Annotated in this window: 21 protein-coding genes and 1 tRNA gene; 9 read left to right on the top strand and 13 right to left on the bottom strand. The window is 39.1% G+C overall.

What is annotated here, in order from left to right; all coding sequences use genetic code 11:
• Positions 1 to 315: 315 nt before the first annotated feature.
• Positions 316 to 543, bottom strand: a complete 228-nt coding sequence (locus KQI58_RS13000; protein ID WP_216409517.1) for a hypothetical protein — start codon at positions 541 to 543, stop codon at positions 316 to 318.
• 468 nt (positions 544 to 1,011) lie between these two features.
• Between KQI58_RS13000 and KQI58_RS12995 the strand changes: the two genes are divergently transcribed.
• The gene (locus tag KQI58_RS12995) at positions 1,012 to 1,782 is read left to right on the top strand and encodes a homing endonuclease associated repeat-containing protein (protein WP_216409516.1); all 771 of its coding nucleotides are present in this window, start codon (positions 1,012 to 1,014) and stop codon (positions 1,780 to 1,782) included.
• A 277-nt stretch (positions 1,783 to 2,059) separates the two neighbouring features.
• Here KQI58_RS12995 and KQI58_RS12990 read toward each other — a convergent pair.
• Positions 2,060 to 2,147: transfer RNA gene (locus tag KQI58_RS12990), tRNA-Ser, on the bottom strand.
• A 41-nt stretch (positions 2,148 to 2,188) separates the two neighbouring features.
• Complete coding sequence (locus tag KQI58_RS12985; protein ID WP_216409515.1) at positions 2,189 to 2,761, bottom strand: TetR/AcrR family transcriptional regulator; 573 nt, start codon at positions 2,759 to 2,761, stop codon at positions 2,189 to 2,191.
• A gap of 391 nt (positions 2,762 to 3,152) precedes the next feature.
• Here KQI58_RS12985 and KQI58_RS12980 point away from each other — a divergent pair, with 391 nt between their 5' ends.
• The 4 genes from KQI58_RS12980 (at position 3,153) to KQI58_RS12965 (ending at position 7,025) form a co-directional block, all read left to right on the top strand.
• Positions 3,153 to 3,905, top strand: a complete 753-nt coding sequence (locus KQI58_RS12980; protein ID WP_216409514.1) for a threonine/serine exporter family protein — start codon at positions 3,153 to 3,155, stop codon at positions 3,903 to 3,905.
• Between the two features lie 26 nt (positions 3,906 to 3,931).
• Positions 3,932 to 4,381, top strand: coding sequence for a threonine/serine exporter family protein (locus KQI58_RS12975; protein WP_216409513.1), 450 nt, complete (start codon positions 3,932 to 3,934; stop codon positions 4,379 to 4,381).
• Positions 4,382 to 4,567: 186 nt separating this feature from the next.
• Positions 4,568 to 5,164 carry a TVP38/TMEM64 family protein gene (locus KQI58_RS12970; protein WP_216409512.1) on the top strand — a complete coding sequence of 199 codons (597 nt, stop codon included), beginning with the start codon at positions 4,568 to 4,570 and terminating at the stop codon, positions 5,162 to 5,164.
• A gap of 292 nt (positions 5,165 to 5,456) precedes the next feature.
• Positions 5,457 to 7,025, top strand: a complete 1,569-nt coding sequence (locus KQI58_RS12965; protein WP_216409511.1) for a glycerophosphodiester phosphodiesterase family protein — start codon at positions 5,457 to 5,459, stop codon at positions 7,023 to 7,025.
• Between the two features lie 52 nt (positions 7,026 to 7,077).
• On the opposite strand, the gene KQI58_RS12960 is transcribed toward KQI58_RS12965, so the two are convergent.
• From KQI58_RS12960 to gdhA, 5 genes are all read right to left on the bottom strand, one after another.
• The gene (locus tag KQI58_RS12960) at positions 7,078 to 7,878 is read right to left on the bottom strand and encodes an ABC transporter permease subunit (protein ID WP_216409510.1); all 801 of its coding nucleotides are present in this window, start codon (positions 7,876 to 7,878) and stop codon (positions 7,078 to 7,080) included.
• Positions 7,871 to 8,782, bottom strand: coding sequence for an ABC transporter ATP-binding protein (locus KQI58_RS12955; RefSeq protein WP_216409509.1), 912 nt, complete (start codon positions 8,780 to 8,782; stop codon positions 7,871 to 7,873). The genes KQI58_RS12960 and KQI58_RS12955 overlap by 8 nt, the downstream gene beginning before the upstream one ends.
• A 326-nt stretch (positions 8,783 to 9,108) precedes the next feature.
• Positions 9,109 to 9,336, bottom strand: coding sequence for a hypothetical protein (locus tag KQI58_RS12950; RefSeq protein ID WP_216409508.1), 228 nt, complete (start codon positions 9,334 to 9,336; stop codon positions 9,109 to 9,111).
• Positions 9,337 to 9,644: 308 nt separating this feature from the next.
• Positions 9,645 to 10,991: a glucose-6-phosphate isomerase gene (locus tag KQI58_RS12945; RefSeq protein ID WP_216409507.1), complete on the bottom strand. Its 1,347-nt coding sequence runs from the start codon at positions 10,989 to 10,991 to the stop codon at positions 9,645 to 9,647.
• Positions 10,992 to 11,075: 84 nt separating this feature from the next.
• The gene (gdhA, locus tag KQI58_RS12940; RefSeq protein WP_216409506.1) at positions 11,076 to 12,419 is read right to left on the bottom strand and encodes an NADP-specific glutamate dehydrogenase; all 1,344 of its coding nucleotides are present in this window, start codon (positions 12,417 to 12,419) and stop codon (positions 11,076 to 11,078) included.
• A gap of 161 nt (positions 12,420 to 12,580) precedes the next feature.
• On the opposite strand from gdhA, the gene KQI58_RS12935 reads away from it, so the two are divergent.
• Positions 12,581 to 13,837, top strand: coding sequence for an NAD(P)/FAD-dependent oxidoreductase (locus KQI58_RS12935; protein WP_216409505.1), 1,257 nt, complete (start codon positions 12,581 to 12,583; stop codon positions 13,835 to 13,837).
• Here KQI58_RS12935 and ybaK read toward each other — a convergent pair.
• From ybaK to KQI58_RS12920, 3 genes are all read right to left on the bottom strand, one after another.
• A complete protein-coding gene (gene ybaK, locus KQI58_RS12930) occupies positions 13,834 to 14,319 on the bottom strand; it encodes a Cys-tRNA(Pro) deacylase (RefSeq protein ID WP_216409504.1) in 486 nt (161 codons plus the stop codon). The genes KQI58_RS12935 and ybaK overlap by 4 nt on opposite strands.
• A gap of 208 nt (positions 14,320 to 14,527) precedes the next feature.
• Positions 14,528 to 15,277 (bottom strand): type I 3-dehydroquinate dehydratase, encoded by a 750-nt coding sequence (gene aroD, locus KQI58_RS12925; RefSeq protein ID WP_216409503.1) that lies wholly within the window; start codon positions 15,275 to 15,277, stop codon positions 14,528 to 14,530.
• A 22-nt stretch (positions 15,278 to 15,299) separates the two neighbouring features.
• Positions 15,300 to 16,469: a class I SAM-dependent rRNA methyltransferase gene (locus KQI58_RS12920; protein ID WP_437177529.1), complete on the bottom strand. Its 1,170-nt coding sequence runs from the start codon at positions 16,467 to 16,469 to the stop codon at positions 15,300 to 15,302.
• Between the two features lie 177 nt (positions 16,470 to 16,646).
• Between KQI58_RS12920 and KQI58_RS12915 the strand changes: the two genes are divergently transcribed.
• The 3 genes from KQI58_RS12915 (at position 16,647) to KQI58_RS12905 (ending at position 21,114) form a co-directional block, all read left to right on the top strand.
• Positions 16,647 to 18,758: an LTA synthase family protein gene (locus KQI58_RS12915; protein WP_216409501.1), complete on the top strand. Its 2,112-nt coding sequence runs from the start codon at positions 16,647 to 16,649 to the stop codon at positions 18,756 to 18,758.
• A 125-nt stretch (positions 18,759 to 18,883) separates the two neighbouring features.
• On the top strand, positions 18,884 to 19,540 hold the full coding sequence (locus KQI58_RS12910) for a hypothetical protein (RefSeq protein WP_216409500.1): 657 nt from the start codon (positions 18,884 to 18,886) through the stop codon (positions 19,538 to 19,540).
• A 134-nt stretch (positions 19,541 to 19,674) separates the two neighbouring features.
• Positions 19,675 to 21,114 carry an NCS2 family permease gene (locus tag KQI58_RS12905; protein WP_216409499.1) on the top strand — a complete coding sequence of 480 codons (1,440 nt, stop codon included), beginning with the start codon at positions 19,675 to 19,677 and terminating at the stop codon, positions 21,112 to 21,114.
• A 36-nt stretch (positions 21,115 to 21,150) separates the two neighbouring features.
• Here KQI58_RS12905 and KQI58_RS12900 read toward each other — a convergent pair whose 3' ends face one another.
• A complete protein-coding gene (locus KQI58_RS12900) occupies positions 21,151 to 22,632 on the bottom strand; it encodes a sensor histidine kinase (RefSeq protein WP_216409498.1) in 1,482 nt (493 codons plus the stop codon).
• Positions 22,629 to 23,351 (bottom strand): response regulator transcription factor, encoded by a 723-nt coding sequence (locus KQI58_RS12895; RefSeq protein ID WP_216409497.1) that lies wholly within the window; start codon positions 23,349 to 23,351, stop codon positions 22,629 to 22,631. Before KQI58_RS12895 ends, KQI58_RS12900 begins: the two co-directional genes overlap by 4 nt.
• Positions 23,352 to 23,353 lie beyond the last annotated feature (2 nt).

Raw genomic sequence — 23,353 nt, 5'->3', positions numbered from 1 at the left:
ACTCCTTTTTTAACCCACAAATCCCGAAATCTGGTGACACCCAATCACCAACCTGAAACCCAAAACAACATTTGTCCGTCCCTGAGGAAAACTTAATCCTTTTTTGGAAAACTTTCAATATCAATTTCTTTAATAAAATGAATAAATAATCCCACGTCAACACGATTTATTAAGATTTCGTTCCTAAAATACTGATACACCAGCATTCAAAATCCACACATGACCATTTTTTCGACCTTAAAAAACAGAAAATAGTCCTATATCAGTAAAAAAGCTAAAAAATACCCCTCCGTTCCGTTAACAGAGGGGGCCTAGCTATTCAATAATCTTTTTAACTTTGAAGGGTTCAGTCTTTTCTGAGGGTTCTTCTTGATCCGCTAAATCAAACAAGATCAGTGATTCTTTTCCCTCGCCCTCCACAATCACTAATTTTCCTAATGGATCACGATTATCCTTGACGATCTGAGCTTCTTTTATTAATTCCTTTGGATCACGCTTTGATGCGATTGCGTTACCTAAGTTAAAAAATACGGTCTCTTTCATCTTCATCCACCTCTTATCGTAACCTTTATAATGTTAAGCAAACCATTCTCTTCACTAAAGAACCTATTACTAGATCGATTGTCTTTAGTATAACAGAACCCGCGTTAAACGTTGAATAAATGAAATGTTTAGCTACCGTAGATCGAATTCTTAATAGTATGAAGCAACTCAAAAATTAAGCGATGATTTTTATACTGCTAAACTATTCTTTTTAAAGACCAGCTGGCAAACTTAATAAATACATTATTTAGATAAATTTTACCTAATTTTTCTTTATTTATTCCCACTATTTCTTATCCCATCAAGTAATAATCCTTTTGTCTGCATTGTAGAAAATTATTTTTTTTGCTTCAAAAATTTAAAAATATTGACAACAATCCTTTATTTAATTTATGGTATCGTTTTCTTATCCATTAAATTTGAGCTAAACTCATTATTTTATTCATAGCCGAAAAGGAGAACATTGACATGGCAATAAAGATTACTGAAAAATATTTAGTTAGAAAGCTGAAAAAATTTGTCGAACAGCACCATCGAACGCCAACTGTTAAAGAATTTGGCTATCAAACCCCAATTAGAGTCATGTTTAAAAATTATACAAATTTTTTAGAAAGTCAGGGACTCGGCAAAAAACAAGTCATCGAGTACTATACGAAAATCGAATTAGCAGAAAAGCTCCATGCTTTTGTAGAAACGCATCAACGCGCCCCAAAAGCCAGCGAGTTCGGCTATCGTTATGCCATTAAAAGCTATTTTGATTCCTATTTTGATTTTCTTAAAGCTCATGGGTATGAGTCGTTGTATGATAAATCCTTAGAATTGAAACCCAGAGTCAAACCAAACAGTAAAAAAAGCAACCCCAAAAAAGCCAAAACCAGACAACCTATGACCATAGAAATGGTCATCAACGAATTGCATTTATTTACACAGGAGCATGGACGTACACCGATTTCAACAGAACTGGGGCACATGCATATTATCAATAAAAACTTTGGTTCCTATAATAACTTTCTTCGCAGCCAAGGCTTTCCGCTGAATACTCCTGGCAAGAACAAGCCGCTGCCAAAGGAGGAATTGATAAAAAAACTGAATGATTTTATTACAACAAACGATCGTGTCCCGAAGTATAATGAGTTCGGTCAAACCAAACAAATAAAAAAAATCTACGGCTCATTCGATGCCTTTATTAGAGCGAACGGGTATGAGCCGCTTCCTTCCGGCAGAGCCAAAAAAAGGTAGTATGACCAAGTTTTTCTTGGTACTTACTTAACAACTGTTACTTTAAAAAAGGAAAAGTAGCGAAAGCAAGCAAAATTGGCATTTTATCAAATGCGAAAACTCATTTTGGATAGTTTAAGCTCCAGTTAAGCTTCATCCCTTATAGTCTACTCAACCCTAATAAACTTTTCATTTTGCTAGCTGCTTTAGTTACCAAAGCAGCTAGCCTCTTTTTGTTTTAACAGCAAAAAAGAGTTGCTCAGCCTAAGCTAAACAACTCTAAACAGGTTGATAAATAAGGAAGGTACGGGACTTGAACCCGTGCACCACATTACTGCGGCTCGCCGGATTTCGAGTCCGGTGCATTACCACTCTGCCAACCTTCCGCAACATTTATCTTACCTTTTTTTGCTTAAATGTCAAGATGTTACAATCTATCTAATACTGAAGTATCTTCATCTTCTAAGATGTTATTCAAGGTACGATTGATCAAATGAACGATCTCATCTTGTGTTGGTGCAATGATACCAGACGACATCAGTGTCGCAATCCCTGTAACGCAAATCCAAATTCCTACGTGTAACGCATTGATACGTTTTTCAGATAATTGGCTGTACTTAGGATGCTCCAGAATTAATTGATGGAAGTAATTGTAAGAGAAGTCATGCATTTTCTTTCCACCACCGTACTCTTGTACATATAGCGCATTGTAAAGATTACTTTGTTCCTTCGCAAAATAAACATAGCTCAAGCCTAGGTCAATGATCGTATCACCTGTGCGAACTTCTGGGAAAATATCGTAATATAGGTGATTGCAGATTTCATCTAACAAAGTGTTCTTAAGATCACTCATGTTTTTAAATTCTAAATAGATTGGTTGCGTACTGATTCCCATTTTCTTGGCAATGTTTCGTGCGGTAAATCCAGAGAAACCTTCATTTTCGACAACTTCATAGGCAGCCTTTAGAATCTGGTCCTTAGTGTAAACTTTTCTTCTCATTGTAATTCCTCCCAGAATGTTATTATTTTTCCCGTCATTTTATTTTAATCAAAAACTGATTAGTTTTGCAACCCTTATGTAGGATGTTATCTAAATTTACAGAAACTTTTTTCTAAAATCAGGTGAACTTATGCAAATTTTTTCTTACAAAGGCAGTGTAAACGTTTCATTATTTATGCAATATTTAACTTATTTCATTAAAAAACAAAAGAGTCGTTATACATTAGAATACATTTTTGTTTCTTTAAAGTAAAATTCGTATCTCACAAAAAAAGTTCGCTGTTACTTTATTATACTTTCTCTAAGGTTTTCTGACAATCCTTATTCTTTTTCTTGTCTAATTTATTCTTATTCTCTACTATAGTATAGAATAGTAAAGGTGGTTAGCTTGATGGAACAGCAAAATTATGCGCAACTTGTTTTAAATACCTGCTTAAAGGCCGGAAAAATCATGATGGAGTCTGGTTCAGAGGTCTATCGGGTAGAAGATACAATGAAACGAATCGCCCTGAATGCGGGGCTTGATGATATACAAACCTATGTAACAGCCACGGGGCTGATCGTCGGCTTCCCTTCTGAACAGAATAGCCAGGTGATTCAAATTACCCCTCAATCGATCAATTTGGAAAAAGTGACCGCCGTCAATCAAGGCTCCCGCCAATTCGCTGATGGTGAGCTTTCTTTACCGGAATTTTATCATTATCTAGAGGAAGTTGATCAGGATACACCAGATTTTCCTTATATTTGGAAGATTATCTCTGCGGGTATCGTCAGCAGTACCTTGATGATTATCCTAAACGGTACTTGGTTTGATTTTATCCCGACCTTTATCATCGGAATGATTGGTTTTTGTGTTCACACATTTTTTGGGAATAAATTACAGATGAAATTTTTGAATGATTTTGCGGCGGCGTTAATTATTGGCAGTTTAGCCTTGCTAACTGTCTCAACCTCTTTTGCTCGTGATGTAAACAGTCTGATTATCGGCTCAATCATGCCGCTTGTTCCTGGGTTAGCTATCACGAATGCTTTTCGTGATATTATGGCAGGTCACTTAATCAGTGGTGTCGCTCGTGGAACGGAAGCCTTGTTTATCGCTGGGGCAATCGGTGGCGGGATTATTGTCGCATTTAACTTCTTTTAACGAATAAATCTAGTTGGAGGTCACTCATGAATTTTATTGTCAATTTTCTATTCAGTATGTTTAGCACGATCGCCTTCAGTGTGATAACAAATATTCCTCGGCGAGCTTTTTTGGCGTGCGGCTTCACCGGAGCTGCGGGCTGGATGACTTTTTGGATCTTGCAGACATATTTCCATCAAAATATCGGCATCTCTAATTTTTTAGGTGCCTTAATGATCGGTTTAATTAGCATCCTCTTCTCTAAGACCATGCATATGCCTGTAATTGTATTCAACGTTCCGAGTTTAGTTCCTTTAGTTCCTGGAGGTCCAGCTTATATGGCCGTGCGTCATATGATGAATCAGGAATTTACCGCATCAATGGAAAAAGTTGTCACTGTACTCGTCACAGCTGGCGCTATCGCGATCGGTTTCATGTTCACAAACGTGATCGAACGAGCATTAAAACGAACGCGTTCCAATTTCCGAATGAAATAAACCTTTATAAAACAGAAATTTTTTTCTGTTTTATTTATTTATTCGTCAACATTGTAAGCGCAACCACTAAATATCTAAAAATATTTTAAGTTTCGCACGAAATTTACAAATTACTACCTCAGACCTATGCATTTTGTGAATTTATCCTTTATACTTCATTTTAGAAAGACAAAGGAGTTGAGTCAGATGAGTGTTGTTCAATCCAGAAAACTATTAAATATTATTTCGTTGATGGGTATTGCCATAACGATTAGTTTATCGATCTACTTCTATCGTTTAGGGGTATTTGATGATATGAATTCATTGCAGCAGCTCGTCGGACAATCACCGATCGCTGGCCCGCTCATTTTCGTTTTGATCCAAATCGTTCAAGTAGTCATCCCGATTATTCCAGGGGGAATCAGCCTCGCAGCAGGTGTGCTGATTTTTGGACCCTATTGGGGATTCGTTTATAATTATGTCGGTATCGTAATTGGCTCATTGATTCTTTTCCTAATGGGACGACATTACGGCAAGCCGTTGATTATGCATCTTGTTAGTGACAAGGTTTATCAGAAATACAGTCATTGGCTTGATGATCCTCGTTTTGATAAATTATTTACCTTAGCGATTTTCTTGCCTGTAGCACCGGATGATGCGTTGTGCTTGATGGCTAGTTTAACTAATATGTCCTTCAAGAAATACAGCGCGATTATCTTTTTAGCTAAACCAGCTTCGATCTTTTTATACAGCTTAGCTTTATTACAAGGCGGCGCCCTATTAGAAAAATTACTCCTCCACTAATTTTCATTAGTGGATTTTTTTTGTGTATTTTGGGTATGGTCTGTGTAGCATTTTTTAGACGCTTAATTTAAATGTACAATTAATTGACAGAAAGTCAGCTGCGAGTTACGCTTTTCGCAGTCTATTTATCATTCAATAGAAGAAGCTGCATTGAATTTTGAATGAAGGAGCAGGCACATTTTCGCAAATTTCACGAAATAATCAAACTTTGAATCACAGACTTATGATACCCTAAATAAAAAGCGCGGTTTATTCCAAATAAACCATTACTGTTAGCATTCTAGGAGGAACAATGAATTACTTTCGACAACAAATAACGCATTTTTTCAATACGTTTTCCATATATAACTTTATCATGCTTGTCTTTGGTCTTCCCTTTTTATCAGAGGGACTCTTTTTATTTTTTCGACAAAGCTTTTTAAATAATCTGTATCATCCTTTGTACTTATTACTTTTTTTGGCTCTAATTTTTCTTTACGGAAATTTTTTCAGTCAGGTACAGTCAAATGAAAAAGGATTTCAAAACTTCTCTTTAAAAGCTGCATTTGTTAGCTTTGCCTACTGGCTGATTTTGTCTCCAATTTTTTTCTTTCGCTTTTACCAAATGTTGTTAGCATGGCAGCCACTTCCAGCTAAAATACTTTCATTTATTTTTCTCTATCGTTGGAAAATACTGCCGGTGATTGTTTTCCTATACCTGATCGTTCTCTATTTCCTTTATCGGATGGTCCTAGCACCAAAGTATCTAAAACAAGGGAAAAGTTTAAAGGAAAGTCGACAGCTTAGCTGGCAAAAAACGAAAAAAAAATCTATGAAACAGCTCTGTCTTTTTTTCCTGATTCCATTGGCTTTTTTAGCCTCCAGTCTTTTAATGAAAATTGGTTTTATTTGGCTTACACAGTTCTTGACCAGACAAAGTAGCGCGATGCTCTTCTTGGTCTTCTATCGTGTATTACAAAACGTATTGTGGGGACTCTTCTTCCTCTACCTGACTGCATCAGATAAACAGCCAGTGATTGATGATTCTACAACAAAAGGAACAATCGTCTGGCTGGGCTTAACAATCCTCGTTTGTCTTGGCTTATACTCGCTGCATTATGCTCACACCTTTCAACTAGAAGATGCAAATGAACCCTTTACCATTTCGCATCGAGGAGTTACTAACCGAAATGGTGTCCAGAATTCAATCGCAGCTCTAAAAGAAACCAGCATAACAGACCGACCAGATTTTGTAGAGATGGACGTTCAGGAAACCGCAGATCAGCAATTAGTCGTAATGCACGATGAAAATTTGAAGGATCTAGCCGATAAAAATTTGCGCATTGACGAAGCCACTTGGGATGAACTGAAGAACATCACGCTAAAAGATAATGGCTATACAAGTAAAATTCCGTTGTTTGCGGATTATCTAGCTGAAGCGAACCGTTTGAATCAAAAATTGCTGATTGAGTTAAAGGTCACTGATAAAACTAAAAACTCAATCGTTCAACAATTATTACCATTAAAAGAGCAGCTAGCCGATCATCAACTGCAAAGTATGGACCTAGACGTCGCTAATAGGATGAAACAGCTCTTTCCAACAACGAAGGTAGGTTATATCTTGCCATTAGATCTAATCGGCGCGCCCAAAACCTCCTTGGATTTCATGAACATTGAAGCACGAACCGCCAACAATGATCTAATTCAGGTTCTGCAGCATCGCAAACAAGCCGTTTACGTTTGGCCGGTCAATTCGAAACAGCAAGCGGCCGTCTATCGGTGCCAAAACGTGGCAGGTATCTTGTCAGACGATCTACGTGTCCTTTCAGTTGACTCAGACAGCATTAGCAGCATCACAGCAAGTATTCTTCAATTTGACTAAAACAAAAATCGTAAACACTCTTCTCTAATGCAGAAGTTTGTTTACGATTTTTTTATCGCTCTAGTAGACGTTCATAGGTAAATCCAGTCATGGAAAATCTGAGCAGCAGCAGAGCAATCAGCAATAGAATAAGACCAATAGAAATCACTACCCATCCGCCAAAAACGAGGATACCAGTAAATTGACCAACAAGAAGCAGAGCTATCGGCATAATCAAAAAGGCTGCTTTCTGTTGTGATTCTTCGATTGTCGTAGACTTAGCTGAACCTTTGACAATCAGTACGATTGAGATAATGGTAATCGCAGGTACAATCAGCAGCATCACCCACAGCCAATTAAGGCTTAAAGGAAGCATGATTCCTTTAAGAAAGTATAGCTCTGCCTCAATCACGATTACAGTTAAAATAAACGAAACATAGGTCACAAAGATTGCTACAAAAAAAGAGGCATAGACTTTCGCCTGGAAAATTTCACGAATCGATAACGGAGAATAAAGCAATGTCTCCAGCGTTCGCTTCTCCTTTTCCCCTACAAAGGAACTAGCCGCCATGACACTCGCCGTCATAATCGGAATGATCAAAAAGAAAATCGGAATGACATTATTGATCATTAAAGACAACAAGTCGCGAATCAATTGATCTTGGTCCAGTTTTTGAAAATCTGGTAAAATACGTGCCATCTCAGTAAATGAAGAAGAATCCGTTGGGCTTAGTAAAACCGTTAGCAGCATAATCGTTGGAAAAACTACTGAGAAGATCAACGGAAGAACCGTCAGCACAGAAAAGTAGCGTTTATTTTCAGTAATTCCCCTTACATCCTTGACCATAATCGCTTTTTGCCGACTATTAAACATGCGACTCTCCTCCTTCCAATAACGCAAAATAGATTTCCTCTAACGAAAAATCCTTGGGAGTTACTTGCATGATATTCCCGCCTTGCCCAATGATTTCTCTCACCAGTTGAGGAATTTCTGCTTTTTCTTGAATCACCAACTCATAAATATCCTCTTTGATTCGTTTACTCTTGACTGATGACGGCATAAAGTCTGTCTCAATCGTTACCTTATAACTGTTGAAGGTACGTTTTCGTAATTCCGATAGACTGCCTAATGCTAGAAGCTGTCCTTTGTCCATCAGACCATATTCGTGACATATTTCTTGGGCGTATCTTAATTGATGGGTACAAAGGAAAATCGTTGTCCCTTCCTCTCTTGAAAGCTCTAGCAGCAATTCATTGACCTTCTTGGTACTTTCAGGATCAAGTCCACTGGTGGGCTCATCCAAAAAAAGTACACTCGGGCGATGGATTAAGGTTCGTGCCAGTGAAAGTCTTTGGCGCATCCCGGTAGAATAGCTCTTCAATGTTACTTGGGCTGCATCTGAAAGCTCCAGCTTTTCTAGCAGCTGCCTTCCTCTTTCTTCACTTTCCGATTTTGTCAGACCGAAAACCTGCCCAAAGAAAATCAGGTTATCAATGCCGGTCAAATGGTCATACATGCCTGCATGTTCCGTTAAGATGCCTGTGGATTGATGAAGCTTTTCCGCTTCGCTAACTGGATCAAGGCCTAGAACGCGAATCTCTCCACCAGTCGGATCTAAGATGCCATTTAGCAATTTGACCGTCGTCGTCTTCCCAGCACCATTCGGACCTAAAAATCCAAAAATCGTCCCTTGAGGAACAGCTAGGCTAATGTTGTCTAAGGCCTTCTTGCCATCTGAATAAACTTTTTCTAATTGATTAATCTCGATTGCCTTCATGTATGATCCCTCTCTCGTATCAAGCGGTAATACTTGTTTCATCCTCCGCTCTATCTTTCATCTACTTCTATTGTATTTCTTCTAACTTAAAGGTTCAATAGACTGTTTGTTAACTTTAAAGCGGTAAAATCAACTAATGCGATACCTAACGTTTTAAAGTGTGACATTTTAAGAAACGCTTATATCTCACCAATAGTTTGATAGAGTCCCACGATTATTCTTAAACGTTAAAAGTAGCAAGAAACAAAAAAGATTCGAACCTCTTCTTTGAAGGGTCCGAATCTAGTTCCTGTCAAAATAAACTTTTCACATGTTCAATTATGAAGTTACGCAGTGCATTCGACTTCAATACATGCGTGCACATCTTCGTACTTGACTAATAAACGATTCTGCAACTCGATAACTGTCGCTCGGTCAGAAGGTGCGCAGCGTAAAACATTGATCAACACAGTATTATTATAGAGTTGCTCTACAACTCCAACAACTTCATTTTCGATTCCAATTGCTTTGCACTCATAAGCAAGACCAATTTCAATAGTTTCTGTAATTTCCATAATAAATCCCCCTTTAATACTACGTTTTTATAATAACATAATTAGAAAAAATTGAAAACGTTTTTTATAAGTTTTTTTGCTTTAATATCAAGGGTATTTCAATAATTGTTAGAAAATTCGTAAAACACCAACATAAACAACCTAGGTTATTTTTAATCTCCTGTTCATTTTTTATTTATCTTTATTTGTTTAAAACCGGTTTCTTTATTCTTTCATTATGCTTTTTATCATTAATTTTGCTTAGCTATATATTACTTTTATTAGACAAAAAAAAGAGCCCTCGTTAAACGAGCGCTCTTTTCTTGATTTTATAGACGATTATTCAATTCTTTTGCTAAATCTTCAAATCCTGGTTTTCCAAGTAGGGCAAACATATTCTTTTTATAAGCTTCCACACCTGGTTGGTTGAATGGGTTAACCCCTAATAAGTAACCAGAGATACCAACAGCGATTTCGAAGAAGTACATTGCGTAGCCTAAAGTATAAGCATCCATTGTTGGAATGTTTAATACAAAGTTAGGAACGCCGCCGTCTGTATGAGCTAATAGAGTACCTTGGTAAGCTTTAGAGTTAACAAAGTCAACATCTTTACCTTCTAAGTAGCCTAAACCATCTAAGTCAGATTCTTGTGAAGGGATTGCCACAGATTTACGAGGTTTTTCCACTTTCACGATCGTTTCAAAGATGTTACGACGACCTTCTTGGATGTATTGTCCAAATGAATGCAAGTCAGTTGAGAAGTTAGCACTTGATGGGTAAATACCTTTCAAGTCTTTTCCTTCTGATTCGCCGTATAATTGTTTCCACCATTCGTTGAAATATTGCATACCTGGTTCATAGTTGACTAAGATTTCTGTCACTTTACCTTTGCGGTATAAAATATTACGAAGAGCAGCATATTGATATGCTTCATTTTCGTCTAAGTTTTCGCTTGAGTACGCTTCGCGAGCATCAGCTGCACCTTGCATCAACGCATCAATGTCGGCACCGCTGGCTGCGATTGGTAATAAACCAACTGCTGTAAGTACGGAGAAACGTCCGCCGACATCATCAGGAATAACAAAAGTTTCCCAACCTGCTGCATCAGCTTCAACTTTAACAGCACCACGTGCTTTATCAGTTGTTGCGTAGATACGTTTGTTAGCTTCTTCTTCACCGTATTTTTTGATCAATAATTCTTTGAAGACACGGAAGGCGATTGCTGGCTCTGTTGTTGTTCCTGATTTAGAAATTACGTTAACAGAGAAATCACGGTCACCGATTACTTCGATCAAGTCAGCGATATAAGTTGAGCTGATTGAATTTCCTGCAAAGAATACTTGTGGTGCTTTGCGATCTTCCTTGTCCAATACATTGAAGAATGTTTGGTGTAAGAATTCAATCGCGGCACGTGCTCCAAGATACGAACCGCCGATCCCGATAACGACTAATACTTCAGAATCAGATTTAATTTTTTCAGCTGCTTTTTTGATGCGCGCAAATTCATCTTTGTCATAGTTTACTGGAAGATCTACCCAACCTAGGAAGTCATTTCCTGCGCCAGTACCTTCGCGTAATTCTTTGTGAGCTAGAGCTACTTCAGATTTGATGTACTCCATTTCATGTTCGCTCACGAATGGTGCTACTTTCGAATAATCGAAATGAATGTGTGCCATTGTTTTTCCTCCTTGAAAATCACTTCATAACAATCTATACTTTACGTTTCTTTTACCGATTTTTCAAGCGTAAACCATTAAATTTTAAACAGTTCCCTGTGCCAGCATCGCCGCAGCAACTTTCTCAAACCCAGCAATGTTCGCGCCTGCTGCAAAATTATCTTTATCTGCATACTTCGCAGCCGTATCGCGACAGGTTTCGTAGATATTCTTCATGATATCATCGAGTTTGCTATCGACTTCTTCTTTCGTCCAAGCTAGGCGTTGAGAGTTTTGGCTCATTTCTAATGCTGATACAGCAACACCGCCAGCGTTCGCTGCTTTTCCTGGCCCATAAAGAACGCCATTTTCATGGTACAACTTAACTGCCCCATTCGTGCTTGGCATGTTTGCTCCTTCAGCAACTACTTTTACCCCATTTTTGACTAAGATTTCAGCTTTTTTATCGTCAATCTCATTTTGTGTCGCACATGGTAAAGCGATATCTGCTGCTGTTTCAAGCTCCCAAACGGAACCTTCGAAGTATTCCGCTGTTGAGGATTCTTTTGCGTATTCTGTTAATCGAGCACGGCGAACTTCTTTGATTTCCTTCAATAATTCGACATCGATCCCGTTTTTATCATAAATGTAGCCATTTGAATCTGAACAAGTAAGAGCGGTTGCTCCTAATTCTTGCGCCTTTTCAATCGCATAGATGGCTACATTTCCGCTACCAGAAACAATTACTTTTTTATCCTTGAAAGAATCCTTGCGATCTTCTAATAAATGTTTCACGAAGTAAACGGCACCGTAGCCAGTTGCTTCCGTTCGACCAAGACTACCATTAAAGCCTAAAGGTTTACCCGTCAATACACCCATATCGTATTCACGCAGACGTTTATATTGTCCAAACAGGTATCCGATCTCGCGACCGCCGACACCAATATCGCCTGCTGGCACATCTAAGTTAGGTCCGATATGTTTTGATAATTCAGTCATGAAGCTTTGGCAATAACGCATCACTTCAGAATCAGATTTACCTTTCGGATCAAAATCTGATCCACCTTTACCGCCGCCAATTGGTAGACCTGTCAAGCTATTTTTAAAGATTTGCTCGAAGCCTAAAAACTTCAAGATACTTAAGTTCACGCTTGGGTGGAAACGTAGGCCACCTTTATATGGGCCAATCGCTGAATTAAATTGAACACGGTAGCCACGATTCACTTGCCAATTGCCTTTATCATCTTGCCAAGGCACTCGGAATTGCACCATCCGTTCTGGTTCAATGATCATGCCTAAAATATTTTTTTCAACGTACTCTGGATGTTCTTCTAGAAAAGGAATCACGGTAGGTAAAAATTCTTCCACCGCCTGTAAAAATTCTTCTTGGTTCGGATCTTTTGCCTCTAAGTTCTTTTGAATCTGTTCAACATATTCTCTTACTTCCATCAAATTCCTCCTCACATTTAATACTCATAGTTTACATCATTTTCTAATAGAAGTGAAAAAAAATTCATGCTGCACTGCAAATTGACTGAAAATTGTTCGTATTTAAAGTATGATTATACAAACAAACCCAACAAATCAATTAAAGATGAGGATAAATTAAAATGAGTAAAACATTTGATGTAATCGTAATCGGCGGCGGCCCTGCCGGGATGATGGCAGCAATCACAGCGGCGACAAACGGAGCCAAGGTCGCTCTATTTGAGAAAAATAAAAGATTAGGCAAGAAACTCCTGATGACTGGTGGCGGTCGCTGCAACGTGACGAATAATCGTCCAGTGGATGACTTGATTGTCCATATTCCTGGTAACGGCCGCTTTTTATATAGTACATTTTCGCAATTCGACAACCAAGATGTGATGACCTTCTTCAACGAACGCGGCGTGGCTCTAAAAGAAGAAGACCATGGCCGAATCTTTCCCGTCTCAGATAAGTCAGCTACGATCGTTAATACCTTGAAGGACGAATTAGAAAATTTAAACGTTGAATTACATTTTAAAGAGCCTGTCGAAAAAATTATCTCCGATAGTACTGAAATTCAAGGCATTCGAACAGCAGAAGGAGATTATTCTGCTAAGAGCGTTGTTGTCACGACTGGTGGAATTACTTATCCTTCAACTGGATCGCAAGGTGATGGCTATCGTTTTGCTAAAGGTGTTGGTCATCATGTGACACCTCTCTATCCAACAGAATCACCGATTTTTTTAACTGATGATTTTGTGTCAGCTAAAACATTGCAGGGTTTGTCTTTGCAGGACGTAAAATTATCGGTTGTTGACGAGAAAAATAAATCAATTGCGAGCCATGAGATGGACTTGCTCTTTACTCATTTCGGCATCTCCGGACCAGCGGCCTTGCGTTGCTCAAGCTTTGTTAATCAGTTGTTGCGAACACAAGAGACAGTGACCCTGATACTCGATTGTTTTCCGGAAAAATCTACCAATGAACTACTTGAAGAAATCAGAGAGCGTGCGGCAGCTTCCACAAAACAATTAAAAAATGCCTTAACAGGCTTCTTGCCTGAGCGACTACTGCTCTTCTTTTTAGAAAAAGTCGGCATCAGCGATCTGCCTTACAGTCAAACTTCGAAAGAACAATTGGACCGCTTTCTTTCCTATTGTAAGGACTGGTCTATGACTGCAAACAAAACATTTGGTTTAGAGAAATCCTTCGTCACTGGTGGTGGCGTTGAGCTAAAGGAGATCAACCCTAAGGAACTAGCCAGCAAAAAAATCCCCGGCTTGTATTTTGCCGGGGAGGTTCTTGATGTAAATGGGTATACAGGTGGTTACAATATCACCACCGCTTTTTGCACAGGTTATGTTGCTGGCACACATGCCGCCTATAGCGCCTTTGCTTAATACGTCAGCTCCGCAAATTGTCCTCGCGTCAGCTCTACGATGGCGTCGGGGGCAATTTCCATTTGCAGCCCTCTTCTGCCTGCCGAAATTGCGATCTGTTCATAATTTTCAGCCGAGGCATCGACAAAGGTCGGAAAAAGCTTCTTCATTCCAATCGGCGAACAACCGCCACGAATATAGCCTGTCGTCGCTTCCAAATCTCGCAGATGTAGCATTTCGACTTTTTTATTGCCGCTGACCTTCGCGATTTTCTTCAAATCTAATTCATGATCACTAGGAATAACTGCTACGACTGGACCAGTTTTGTTTCCAACTGCTACGAGGGTTTTAAAAATTCTCGCAGGTTCAATCTTCACCTGTTCAGAAACATGGCCGGCTCCTAAATCATCCTCACTCCATGCATATTCATGTTCTTTATAAGCGATCTTCTTTTGTTCGACTAAACGAATCGCATTGGTTTTTTGAATTTTCTTCTTAGCCAAGTCAATCCCTCACTTCATTCATTTTCTAAAGTCTAGCAAAAAAGTACATAGGAAACAAATAAGTCGTTTTGCATGAAAAAATTGCATAAATGGACTTGCTTGGTACAACAAGCTTGATGGAACAAACAAAAAAATTCCAGACTCAAAGACCGAGTTTGGAATTTCACTTGTTTAGAGTTGGAGGAATCCCAGAAAACCGGAAACCTCTTTATTTTAATTCATTGATCATCAATGCTAATTTTTCTGCTTCAATCTGGGCATCATCATAAGATTGTCCTTCTAAACAACCATAGGTCATGCAGGAACCATCCAATGAACCACTGATTTGTGAAAATTTACCAAGTCTGCCTCGAGAAACCGATATGACGGGTAGGGTTACGAAAGTCTGTGCCTTCATTACAATGCCCATTTGGCGTAAGACATCTGCCTCGTTCTGTGGCTCAAGGACGATTTTCGCGATATCTGCTCCCCAGTGCTCCATCAAATTTAAGCGGAACAAAATCACTGCATCCTCTGGCGTTTCCTTAAAGTTGTAATAACTCAAAATCACCCGCACATCCAAGGCCTGCATCCATTTGATAAACGTCGTCGATAATTGATCAATGATGGAAACTTCCACATCAGCCAGATCGATCGCACGTGAAGAAACAGCAAATTCGTTAATATGACGGTATTGGTTTAGAGAAATGTCAAGCTGTCCGCCGGCTTCTGTCGTCCGCAAACTGAAAATCAATGGAATGTTCCTGATCTCATCCCTCAATGCTAGCAAAGTCGAATTCAATTTATCGTCATCTAAGACATCTTCATAATAATCTGCTCGCCATTCGATTACTTCGGCAACCTTCTTGGCTTCATTTGCCTGTTCAATGATTTCCTCGAAAGTTTTACCCACAATCGGTACGCAGATTTTAGGTTTTCCCGCATCAAATCGTACCTCTCTTACTTGAATATCCATCATACGCATCCCATCCCATTTTCTTCTATTTTTTTATCATATAAAACAATACTTTCAAATAATTGCTTTCTTCAAAATTACTGGCTGGAAAATCTGCGGGCAACCGATAGCTTTCTGTCAATTGATACGTGACATTTTTATTTTGAAAGGCTGTTTCGATCGCTTGCTTGAATTTTTTTATTGGAAGATTCGCCGCATTGGTAGAGGCGATGATCATCCCTTCATCAGAAAGAATTTCCACACTGTCTTCGATCAAACGCCCATAATCTTTCGCAACAGAAAAAGTTTTTTTCTTATTACGGGCAAAACTAGGTGGATCTAAGACAATCAAATTATAACTTAAACCCTTCCTTAATGCATAGCGAAAATAGTCAAATGTATCCATAACAATTATTTTTTGTTGATCTAATGGTAGACCGTTTACTTCAAATTGTTCTTGTGTCTTAGGCAGGCTTCGCTGTGCCAGATCAACACTTGTCGTTTCTAACGCGCCGCCATATGCAGCAGCTACTGAAAAAGCTCCTGTATAGCTGAACATATTCAAGACTGTCTTCCCAGCAGCTAAACCCTCCGTCAAACGTCCCCGGACTTCCTTTTGATCCAAAAATATCCCCGTCATATAGCCTTCATCTAAGTATACGGCATAAGAAACGCCATTTTCCAGTACTATTAAAGGTTCCTGCGGTTTTTCTCCTGCTAACCAACGACTTTCCTTGCCTTCACTCTTAAAGCGAATTTTCTCAACGATTCCTTTCGCCTTTGGAAAAACGGCCAGTAAGCTATCCACGATCAGTTTTTGAAAATGATAGATAGTTTCGTTGTACCAAGATATCACTAGGTAGTCCGCATAGTAGTCAACAGTCACGCCTCCGATGCCATCGCCCTCGCCGTTAAACAAACGGAAAGTATTCATCCCCGGATCAGCAAAGAATGCCTGGCGCTGATCAATTGCCTGCTGAAATTTATCCATTAAAAAAGCTTGGTTGATTGGTCGTTGTGTTTGATCCAGCACCCAACCAAAGCCTTTATTTTGTTTCCCTAAATAACCAGCCGCGATATATTTATGTTTATTATCGACAAACTCTACCCATTCTAGAGGAATTTTTTTTATATTCTGTTTCAGGTCTTCTTGCTGAATTAATGGGTTTCCCTGACGGATACGTTTAACACCGTAATTATTTAATTCTATTTCCACTCTCATCCCCGCTTTCTTCTATAGTATAGCAAAAAAAAAGCGTATTTTTCGCTTATAAAGTTTTCTTTAAGCCTGATTGCTCAAAATTTAATAAGAATTGACTGACTTGATGGAACCGAGTAAACTAAGTAACAAGTGAACACTCGCATTTTTTCTGCGACAGAAAGGAAGTTACTATTGAAAAAACTAAAAGCTCCTACTTTTTTGAATAAACGTCTCGGCTTTTATGCGTTACTGACATTCTTATTATGGGCGAAAAGTGTTTTTGCATACTTATTTGAATTTAATTTAGGGATTGAGAGTCTGACTCAGTACTTCATCCTGTTTATCAATCCAATCGCGTCGACGATGTTCTTACTGTCGATTGCTTTATATGTGCGACGGTCCAAAGCCTCTTATGCCACGATGATGGTTATCTACGCACTGGCGAGCTTCTTACTCTTTGCCAACGTTGTTTATTATCGTGAGTTTACTGACTTTATTACCGTGAACACTTTCCTAGGTGCTGGTAAAGTGGCCAGTGGTTTGGGTGAGAGTGCAATTCGTCTCTTCCGCCCTTACGACGTTCTATACTTGATTGATATTGTGATTTTACCAATTCTTTTATGGCGCAAAGGCATTAAAAGAGAGGAACGACCTGTACGTGCTCGGATGGCTATCGCTATGACTGCTCTTTCGATCATGATTTTCTCAGGAAATCTTTTCCTTGCTGAAGCCGATCGTCCTGAATTATTAACCCGTACTTTTTCTCGCGACTACTTGATCAAATATCTGGGAGTAAATGCCTTCACTGTCTACGATGGTATCCAAACCTATAAGACCAACCAAGTTCGCGCCGAGGCAAGTCCCAATGATTTAAAAGAAGTCGAATCTTATGTAAAAGATCATTACGCAGCTCCAAACAGCGACTATTATGGTATCGCTAAAGGACGCAACGTTATTACGATTCATTTGGAGAGTCTGCAGCAATTCGTGATTGACTACAAACTAAAGGATGAAAATGGTCAAGAGCATGAAGTAACACCGTTCTTGAACAGTATTTTCCATAGCAACAGCACCTTCTCATTTGATAATTTCTTCCACCAAGTAAAAGCTGGAAAAACCTCAGATGCAGAAACGTTGATGGAAAACTCTTTGTTTGGTTTGAATCAAGGCTCATTATTCTCACAATTAGGCGGAAAAAATACTTTCCAAGCAGCTCCGGATATCTTGAAGCAAACTGAAGGCTACACAAGTGCTGCCTTCCACGGAAACTCTGGAAGTTTTTGGAACCGTTCTGAAACTTATAAAAATCTTGGTTATGATTATTTCTTCGATTCTTCTTATTACGATGTGAACGATGAAAACTCATTCCAATATGGCTTGCACGACAAACCTTTCTTCCAGCAATCTGTGAAGTATTTAGAACGTCTGCAACAGCCATTCTATACGAAATTTATCGCCGTTTCGAACCACTACCCTTACAGTGAGTTCAAGAATGACGAAGCTGGTTTCCCAATGGCAAACACCAATGATGAAACCATCAACGGTTACTTTGCGACAGCCAACTATTTAGATAAAGCAGTTGAAGAATTCTTCAACTATTTGAAAGCTTCAGGCTTGTACGAGAATTCAATCATCGTCATGTATGGTGACCATTACGGTATTTCAAATTCAAGAAACTCTGACTTAGCACCATTACTTGGCAAGTCAAAGGAAACCTGGACAAACTTTGATAATGCACAAATGCAGCGTGTTCCTTACATGGTCCATGTTCCTGGTCAAGATAAAGGCGGAATCAACCACACATATGGTGGTGAAGTTGATGCTTTACCTACTCTGTTACATCTTTTGGGCGTAGATACAAGCAAGTACATTCAATTAGGTCAAGATCTGCTATCAAAAGATCATGATCAAATCGTCGCTTTCCGTGATGGCGATTATGTGACACCAGAATATACCTACTATAGCGGAAGCTTGTATAGCAATAAAGATGGTTTGGCAATCACTGAACCGGACGAAGCTTTGCAAAAGCAATCTGAAGCATGGAAAGAAGCTGTTTCTACTCAGTTGAGTACTTCAGATAATATCAATAACGGCGACCTGCTACGCTTCTACTCAGCCAGCGGATTGAAACCAATTGACGCTTCGCAATTTGATTATAAAGACGGTCTTAAGCAGATGGAAAAAGTCGAAAATAAACTGGGAGATAAATCAACCAGTCTGTTTGATCAAAAAGGAAAAGAATCCACCCAAGAGCTTTACAAGACTGAAACGTATAAGCAATACCAAGAGCAAAATCAACAATAATCTCCAACAAAGACCTTTCACAAAAACTGTGAAAGGTCTTTATTTGTTTGCACTTATTTCTTCCGATAGAATTCATATTTCTTTCAAATTAGGATTTTATACTTATTAGTAAGAGGTGGGAATCTATGGAACTTTTTTCAACGACGCTTTCAACAATCAAAAGACATCGAATCCAATTTTCAATATCTTGGGTGATCTATTTGGTCGCTCTCTTTGTCTTAACCAGTTTAGGAATGTTGAGGCTCGTTTTGAATCAGTTGGATTCTTCCCCTCAAATCCAATTATTTACTAGTAAAGAAATCGATCAGCTGCAACACTATTTTTCTTTCCGACTGTCTGTCAGCGTGATTATCTTATTCGTCCTATTATTTGTCGTTTTTGCCATCAGGATCTATCGCCAAAAAAAATCGACGACTTCAATTAAACAGCTGATCTATTCAACCGGACTTGAGTTCATTATCGGCTTACTAATTGCCGCTACTTGTTTGATTTTATTTTTTACCATTTTCGAGCCCGTTTACGAATCCATCTTGCAGGCTATTTATCATCAAGGGTTGAATCAAATAAAGGAATTGCCCAATTTTGTCTTGAGTAATGGCACGAGCGGGATCGCCTATTCCATTCGTTCCTCCTTATCATTTGAGCTCTCCTCGACGACTTTGCTTGATCTATTTTTCTGTGCTCTTTCTAAAGCTGTTTTCTCCCTCTTCTTATATTTATGTGTACTGATCATCTCCTTCCGCTTGATTAGTACCACCACAAAGAAGAAGAATGTTCGCTAAACACGAACATTCTTCTTTTTATTTGTTCTCTTAATGAACTTATTGTTGAAAGTCGATTGTTTCTTCATTATACTTTAAAAGTATTCGGTTTTTGCCGATATAATGAACTTATTCTTAAGGAGCGTTTAATTATAATGGAGAAATTCTTTAAATTAAAAGAACAAGGCACCAACATTTCCACTGAAGTGATGGCAGGGATCACAACATTCTTCGCCATGAGTTATATTTTATTCGTCAATCCAAGTATTTTATCAGCTTCAGGGATGCCCTTTCAGGCAGTTTTTCTAGCTACGATCATCGCCTCTGTGATCGGAACTTTAGTAATGGGATTATTCGCTAATGTTCCTTATGCGCAAGCACCTGGTATGGGGCTGAATGCGTTTTTCACTTATACAGTCGTTTTTGGACTTGGCTATTCTTGGCAGCAAGCCCTAGCAATGGTATTCATTTGTGGGATTATCAACATTTTAATTACTGTAACCAAAATTCGTAAATTAATTATTCACGCAATTCCTGAAAGTATGCAGCATGCAATCGGCGGCGGGATCGGAATCTTCGTTGCTTACGTCGGAATCAAAAATGCAGGACTTCTTTCCTTTAGTGCAGATTCATCTGCGATCACCAGCAGTGTCGTTGAAGGTGGGAAAGCGACTAACGTTACAATCAACAGCGGAATCGTTCCAGCTTTAGCAAACTTCAATAACGCGCCGATTTTATTGGCAGTTTTTGGTTTAGTTATTACAACCATCTTAGTTGTTAAAAATGTTCGCGGTGCAATCTTAATCGGAATTGTCGTTACAACATTATTAGGAATCCCTATGGGTGTTGTTCAATTAGGAGCAATTGATTGGCATGCTAATTCATTAGGTAGTTCGATCCAAGAATTAGGCACAACGTTTGGAGCGGCTTTTGGTTCAGACGGTATGGGGTCACTTTTCTCAGATTCATCTAAGTTACCGCAAGTTTTAATGACGATTTTAGCTTTCAGTTTATCCGATACCTTTGATACAATCGGAACCTTCATCGGTACTGGCCGTCGTACTGGAATCTTCTCAAAAGAGGATGAAAAAGCATTGGATGATGATTCAAGAGGCTTCAAAACAAAGATGGACAAAGCATTATTCGCAGATGCGATCGCTACTTCAATCGGTGCAATTTTTGGTACATCAAATACAACAACGTATGTTGAATCAGCAGCCGGTATTGGTGCTGGTGGTCGAACAGGTCTAACTTCTGTCGTTGTAGCAATTCTATTTGCATTAAGCAGCTTGTTCTCTCCACTGATCGCAGTCGTTCCTGCACAAGCAACTGCTCCTGCTTTGATCTTAGTCGGTGTCATGATGTTAGCTTCATTCGCAGATATCAATTGGTTAGATTTAGAAGAAGCTGTTCCAGCCTTCTTTGCCAGTGTCTTTATGGGACTTTGCTACAGCATCTCTTACGGGATCGCCGCTGGTTTTATTTTCTACACGATCGCTAAAGTAATCAAAGGTAAAACCAATGAAATCTCCCCAATTCTTTGGGTCGTAGATCTTTTATTCATCTTGAATTTTATTATTTTAGCCATTCTTTAAAACAAAGCAAAAAAGAAGCGTAAAACCGATTTGGTTTTACGCTTCTTTTTGTTCTTCGGTTGCTTCTACTGCTTCTGGTTTGTCTGGAAAGACGACTGTAAATGTAGTTCCCTTGTCTAGTTCACTGGAAACCTCAATCGTTCCGTTGTGCAAACGAACTAGTTCTTGCACAATCGATAACCCTAGACCAGATTCACCGTATTTTGTATTTTTCCGCGATGGATCTGCTTTATAGTAGCGATCCCAGATATTCTTCACTTGATCCTCGGACATTCCGATACCAGTATCGGAAATCTTAATCTCCGTTGCATTCTCCAATTTTGTAATAGCAACAGCAATCGTTCCATCCTTAGTAAATTGAATCGCATTTTGAATCAAGTTTACCATCACCTGGACAAAACGGTCGTAATCAGCATAGACAGTGATCGGTTCATCTGTTTCAAGGATTAAGTGATCACCTGAGGCTTCAGCTTTAGCTGCTAATTGAGCTAATAATGTGGCTACTGCCTCCGTTGCGTTAAACTCCTGCAGCAAAATACTAATTTGATTGGTTCGAATCTTTTCGTAATCCAAATTTTCATTAACTAAACGAATCAAACGAGAGGTCTCGTTTTGCATCAGCTTGATGGCCTTCTCCCTCTGATTTTCAGGGATTGCATTGTATTGCAGCCCTTCTAACAAACCGTTGATCGTTGTTAAAGGTGTACGCATTTCATGTGAAGCATCCGCCATGAACTGCTTCCGCCGCTCCTCTTGGCGTTCGATTTCATCTTGCGACTCTTTTAAGGACACCGTCATACGATTAAAATCATCCGCCAGATCATCAAATTCGTCGCGATTGCGATTCGGCACCACCACATCAAAGTTTCCTGCCGCAACCTCTTTTGTTGCTGAACGCATTCGATTAATACGCTTCACCTGCTGTGTCGCAAAGAAATAGCTGACAATAATCGCAATGATAGAAGCGATAATAAAGGCCTTGAATAAATCGGCCACGATGGAATTGACACTTGTCTCAACATTCATCGCTGGTTGACTGACCAGCAAGACTCCAAAGAACACGCCCTCAGTGAAAAAAGGAACCATCGCATAAGAAGTCGTTTGACTTTGCCCCATCACATTTTTAGAACTAGTTTCCTTCTGCTGCTGTCCAGCCTTCAATGCTTTCCATTGCTCATCACTGACTAAGTGCGGATTTACTTTTCCTGATTTTTCAGGGTATTGCACCTCTCGATCCTTATCAATAAAGACAAAAGATACGTCTTGCTGATTTAAACTCGATTCAGTCACGCCAATCGCAAATTGAAAAATCTCATTACTCGACATGCCCTCAAAACGAATATCTCGACTCAAGGACAAATTATTCTTTTCCATTGATTGGGCATAACCTAATAACTCTTTGTAGTTATTGTCTTCCAACGTTTTACGGGTAAATTGTGTAAAGGATAGTCCTAAAGTTAATAGAATCAACAGAATCAAGCCGCCAAAAGCCAGTAATTGTTGATACAGGTATTTCATCGACCAACCTCAGTGTCGTCAAATTTGTAGCCAACGCCCCAAACGGTTTGAATAACCTGTGCACCGACCTTCTCAATTTTTTGACGTAATTTCTTGATATGGGCATCAACTGTTCGTTCATCACCAAAATACTGATAATCCCAAACTAGTTCCAATAGCTGTTCACGAGTAAATACCTGGCGCGGCTTTTTCGCCATTGTATATAATAAATCAAATTCTTTTGGTGTTAATCCGTCAATCGGCTTTCCGTCTAGATACGCCTCACGAGTTTTTAAATTCATTTTAAAATGATCTGTTTGAATATCAAAATTGTCATTCGTTGCCGCAGCTTCCTTTTGCGGTTCCGTTGTTAATTCGCTACGACGGTGCAATGCCTTAATCCGGGCAATCAAGGTTAGTGGTGAAAAAGGTTTCGTTACATAATCATCCGCACCCATTTCTAAACCAATTACTTGATCGCTTTCAGAATCTCTGGCTGTCAACATAATGATCGGAACTGTTTTAGAGATTTTTCGAATTTCACGTCCGACTTCCATTCCATCCATACTAGGCAAATTCAGGTCAAGAGTAATCATGTCCCATTTCTCGGGTTCCGCCTTAAAGGCATCCAATCCTTCTTTTCCATCGTATTTAAACTCAGCCTCCCAGCCCTCATTCAAGAAAAACATTTGCATCATTTCCGAAACGGATTCATTGTCTTCAATCATTAAAATATTCATAC

This window comes from Enterococcus raffinosus (assembly GCF_018917525.1).
In the GTDB taxonomy this organism is placed as follows: domain Bacteria; phylum Bacillota; class Bacilli; order Lactobacillales; family Enterococcaceae; genus Enterococcus_A; species Enterococcus_A raffinosus_A.
The sequence above is the reverse complement of the archived record's forward strand: the minus strand, read 5'-3'. Positions and strand labels throughout refer to the sequence as shown.

Coding starts and splice junctions, on each gene's coding strand:
- KQI58_RS12975 (WP_216409513.1), top strand. CDS start 3,932: ATGAATTTTATTGTCAATTTTCTATTCAGTATGTTTAGCACGATCGCC.
- aroD (WP_216409503.1), bottom strand. CDS start 15,277: ATGATGGATATTCAAGTAAGAGAGGTACGATTTGATGCGGGAAAACCT.
- KQI58_RS12980 (WP_216409514.1), top strand. CDS start 3,153: ATGGAACAGCAAAATTATGCGCAACTTGTTTTAAATACCTGCTTAAAG.
- KQI58_RS12895 (WP_216409497.1), bottom strand. CDS start 23,351: ATGAATATTTTAATGATTGAAGACAATGAATCCGTTTCGGAAATGATG.
- KQI58_RS12965 (WP_216409511.1), top strand. CDS start 5,457: ATGAATTACTTTCGACAACAAATAACGCATTTTTTCAATACGTTTTCC.
- KQI58_RS12910 (WP_216409500.1), top strand. CDS start 18,884: ATGGAACTTTTTTCAACGACGCTTTCAACAATCAAAAGACATCGAATC.
- gdhA (WP_216409506.1), bottom strand. CDS start 12,419: ATGGAAGTAAGAGAATATGTTGAACAGATTCAAAAGAACTTAGAGGCA.
- KQI58_RS12945 (WP_216409507.1), bottom strand. CDS start 10,991: ATGGCACACATTCATTTCGATTATTCGAAAGTAGCACCATTCGTGAGC.
- KQI58_RS12970 (WP_216409512.1), top strand. CDS start 4,568: ATGAGTGTTGTTCAATCCAGAAAACTATTAAATATTATTTCGTTGATG.
- KQI58_RS12955 (WP_216409509.1), bottom strand. CDS start 8,782: ATGAAGGCAATCGAGATTAATCAATTAGAAAAAGTTTATTCAGATGGC.
- KQI58_RS12950 (WP_216409508.1), bottom strand. CDS start 9,336: ATGGAAATTACAGAAACTATTGAAATTGGTCTTGCTTATGAGTGCAAA.
- KQI58_RS12900 (WP_216409498.1), bottom strand. CDS start 22,632: ATGAAATACCTGTATCAACAATTACTGGCTTTTGGCGGCTTGATTCTG.
- KQI58_RS13000 (WP_216409517.1), bottom strand. CDS start 543: ATGAAAGAGACCGTATTTTTTAACTTAGGTAACGCAATCGCATCAAAG.
- KQI58_RS12985 (WP_216409515.1), bottom strand. CDS start 2,761: ATGAGAAGAAAAGTTTACACTAAGGACCAGATTCTAAAGGCTGCCTAT.
- KQI58_RS12935 (WP_216409505.1), top strand. CDS start 12,581: ATGAGTAAAACATTTGATGTAATCGTAATCGGCGGCGGCCCTGCCGGG.
- KQI58_RS12995 (WP_216409516.1), top strand. CDS start 1,012: ATGGCAATAAAGATTACTGAAAAATATTTAGTTAGAAAGCTGAAAAAA.
- KQI58_RS12960 (WP_216409510.1), bottom strand. CDS start 7,878: ATGTTTAATAGTCGGCAAAAAGCGATTATGGTCAAGGATGTAAGGGGA.
- KQI58_RS12905 (WP_216409499.1), top strand. CDS start 19,675: ATGGAGAAATTCTTTAAATTAAAAGAACAAGGCACCAACATTTCCACT.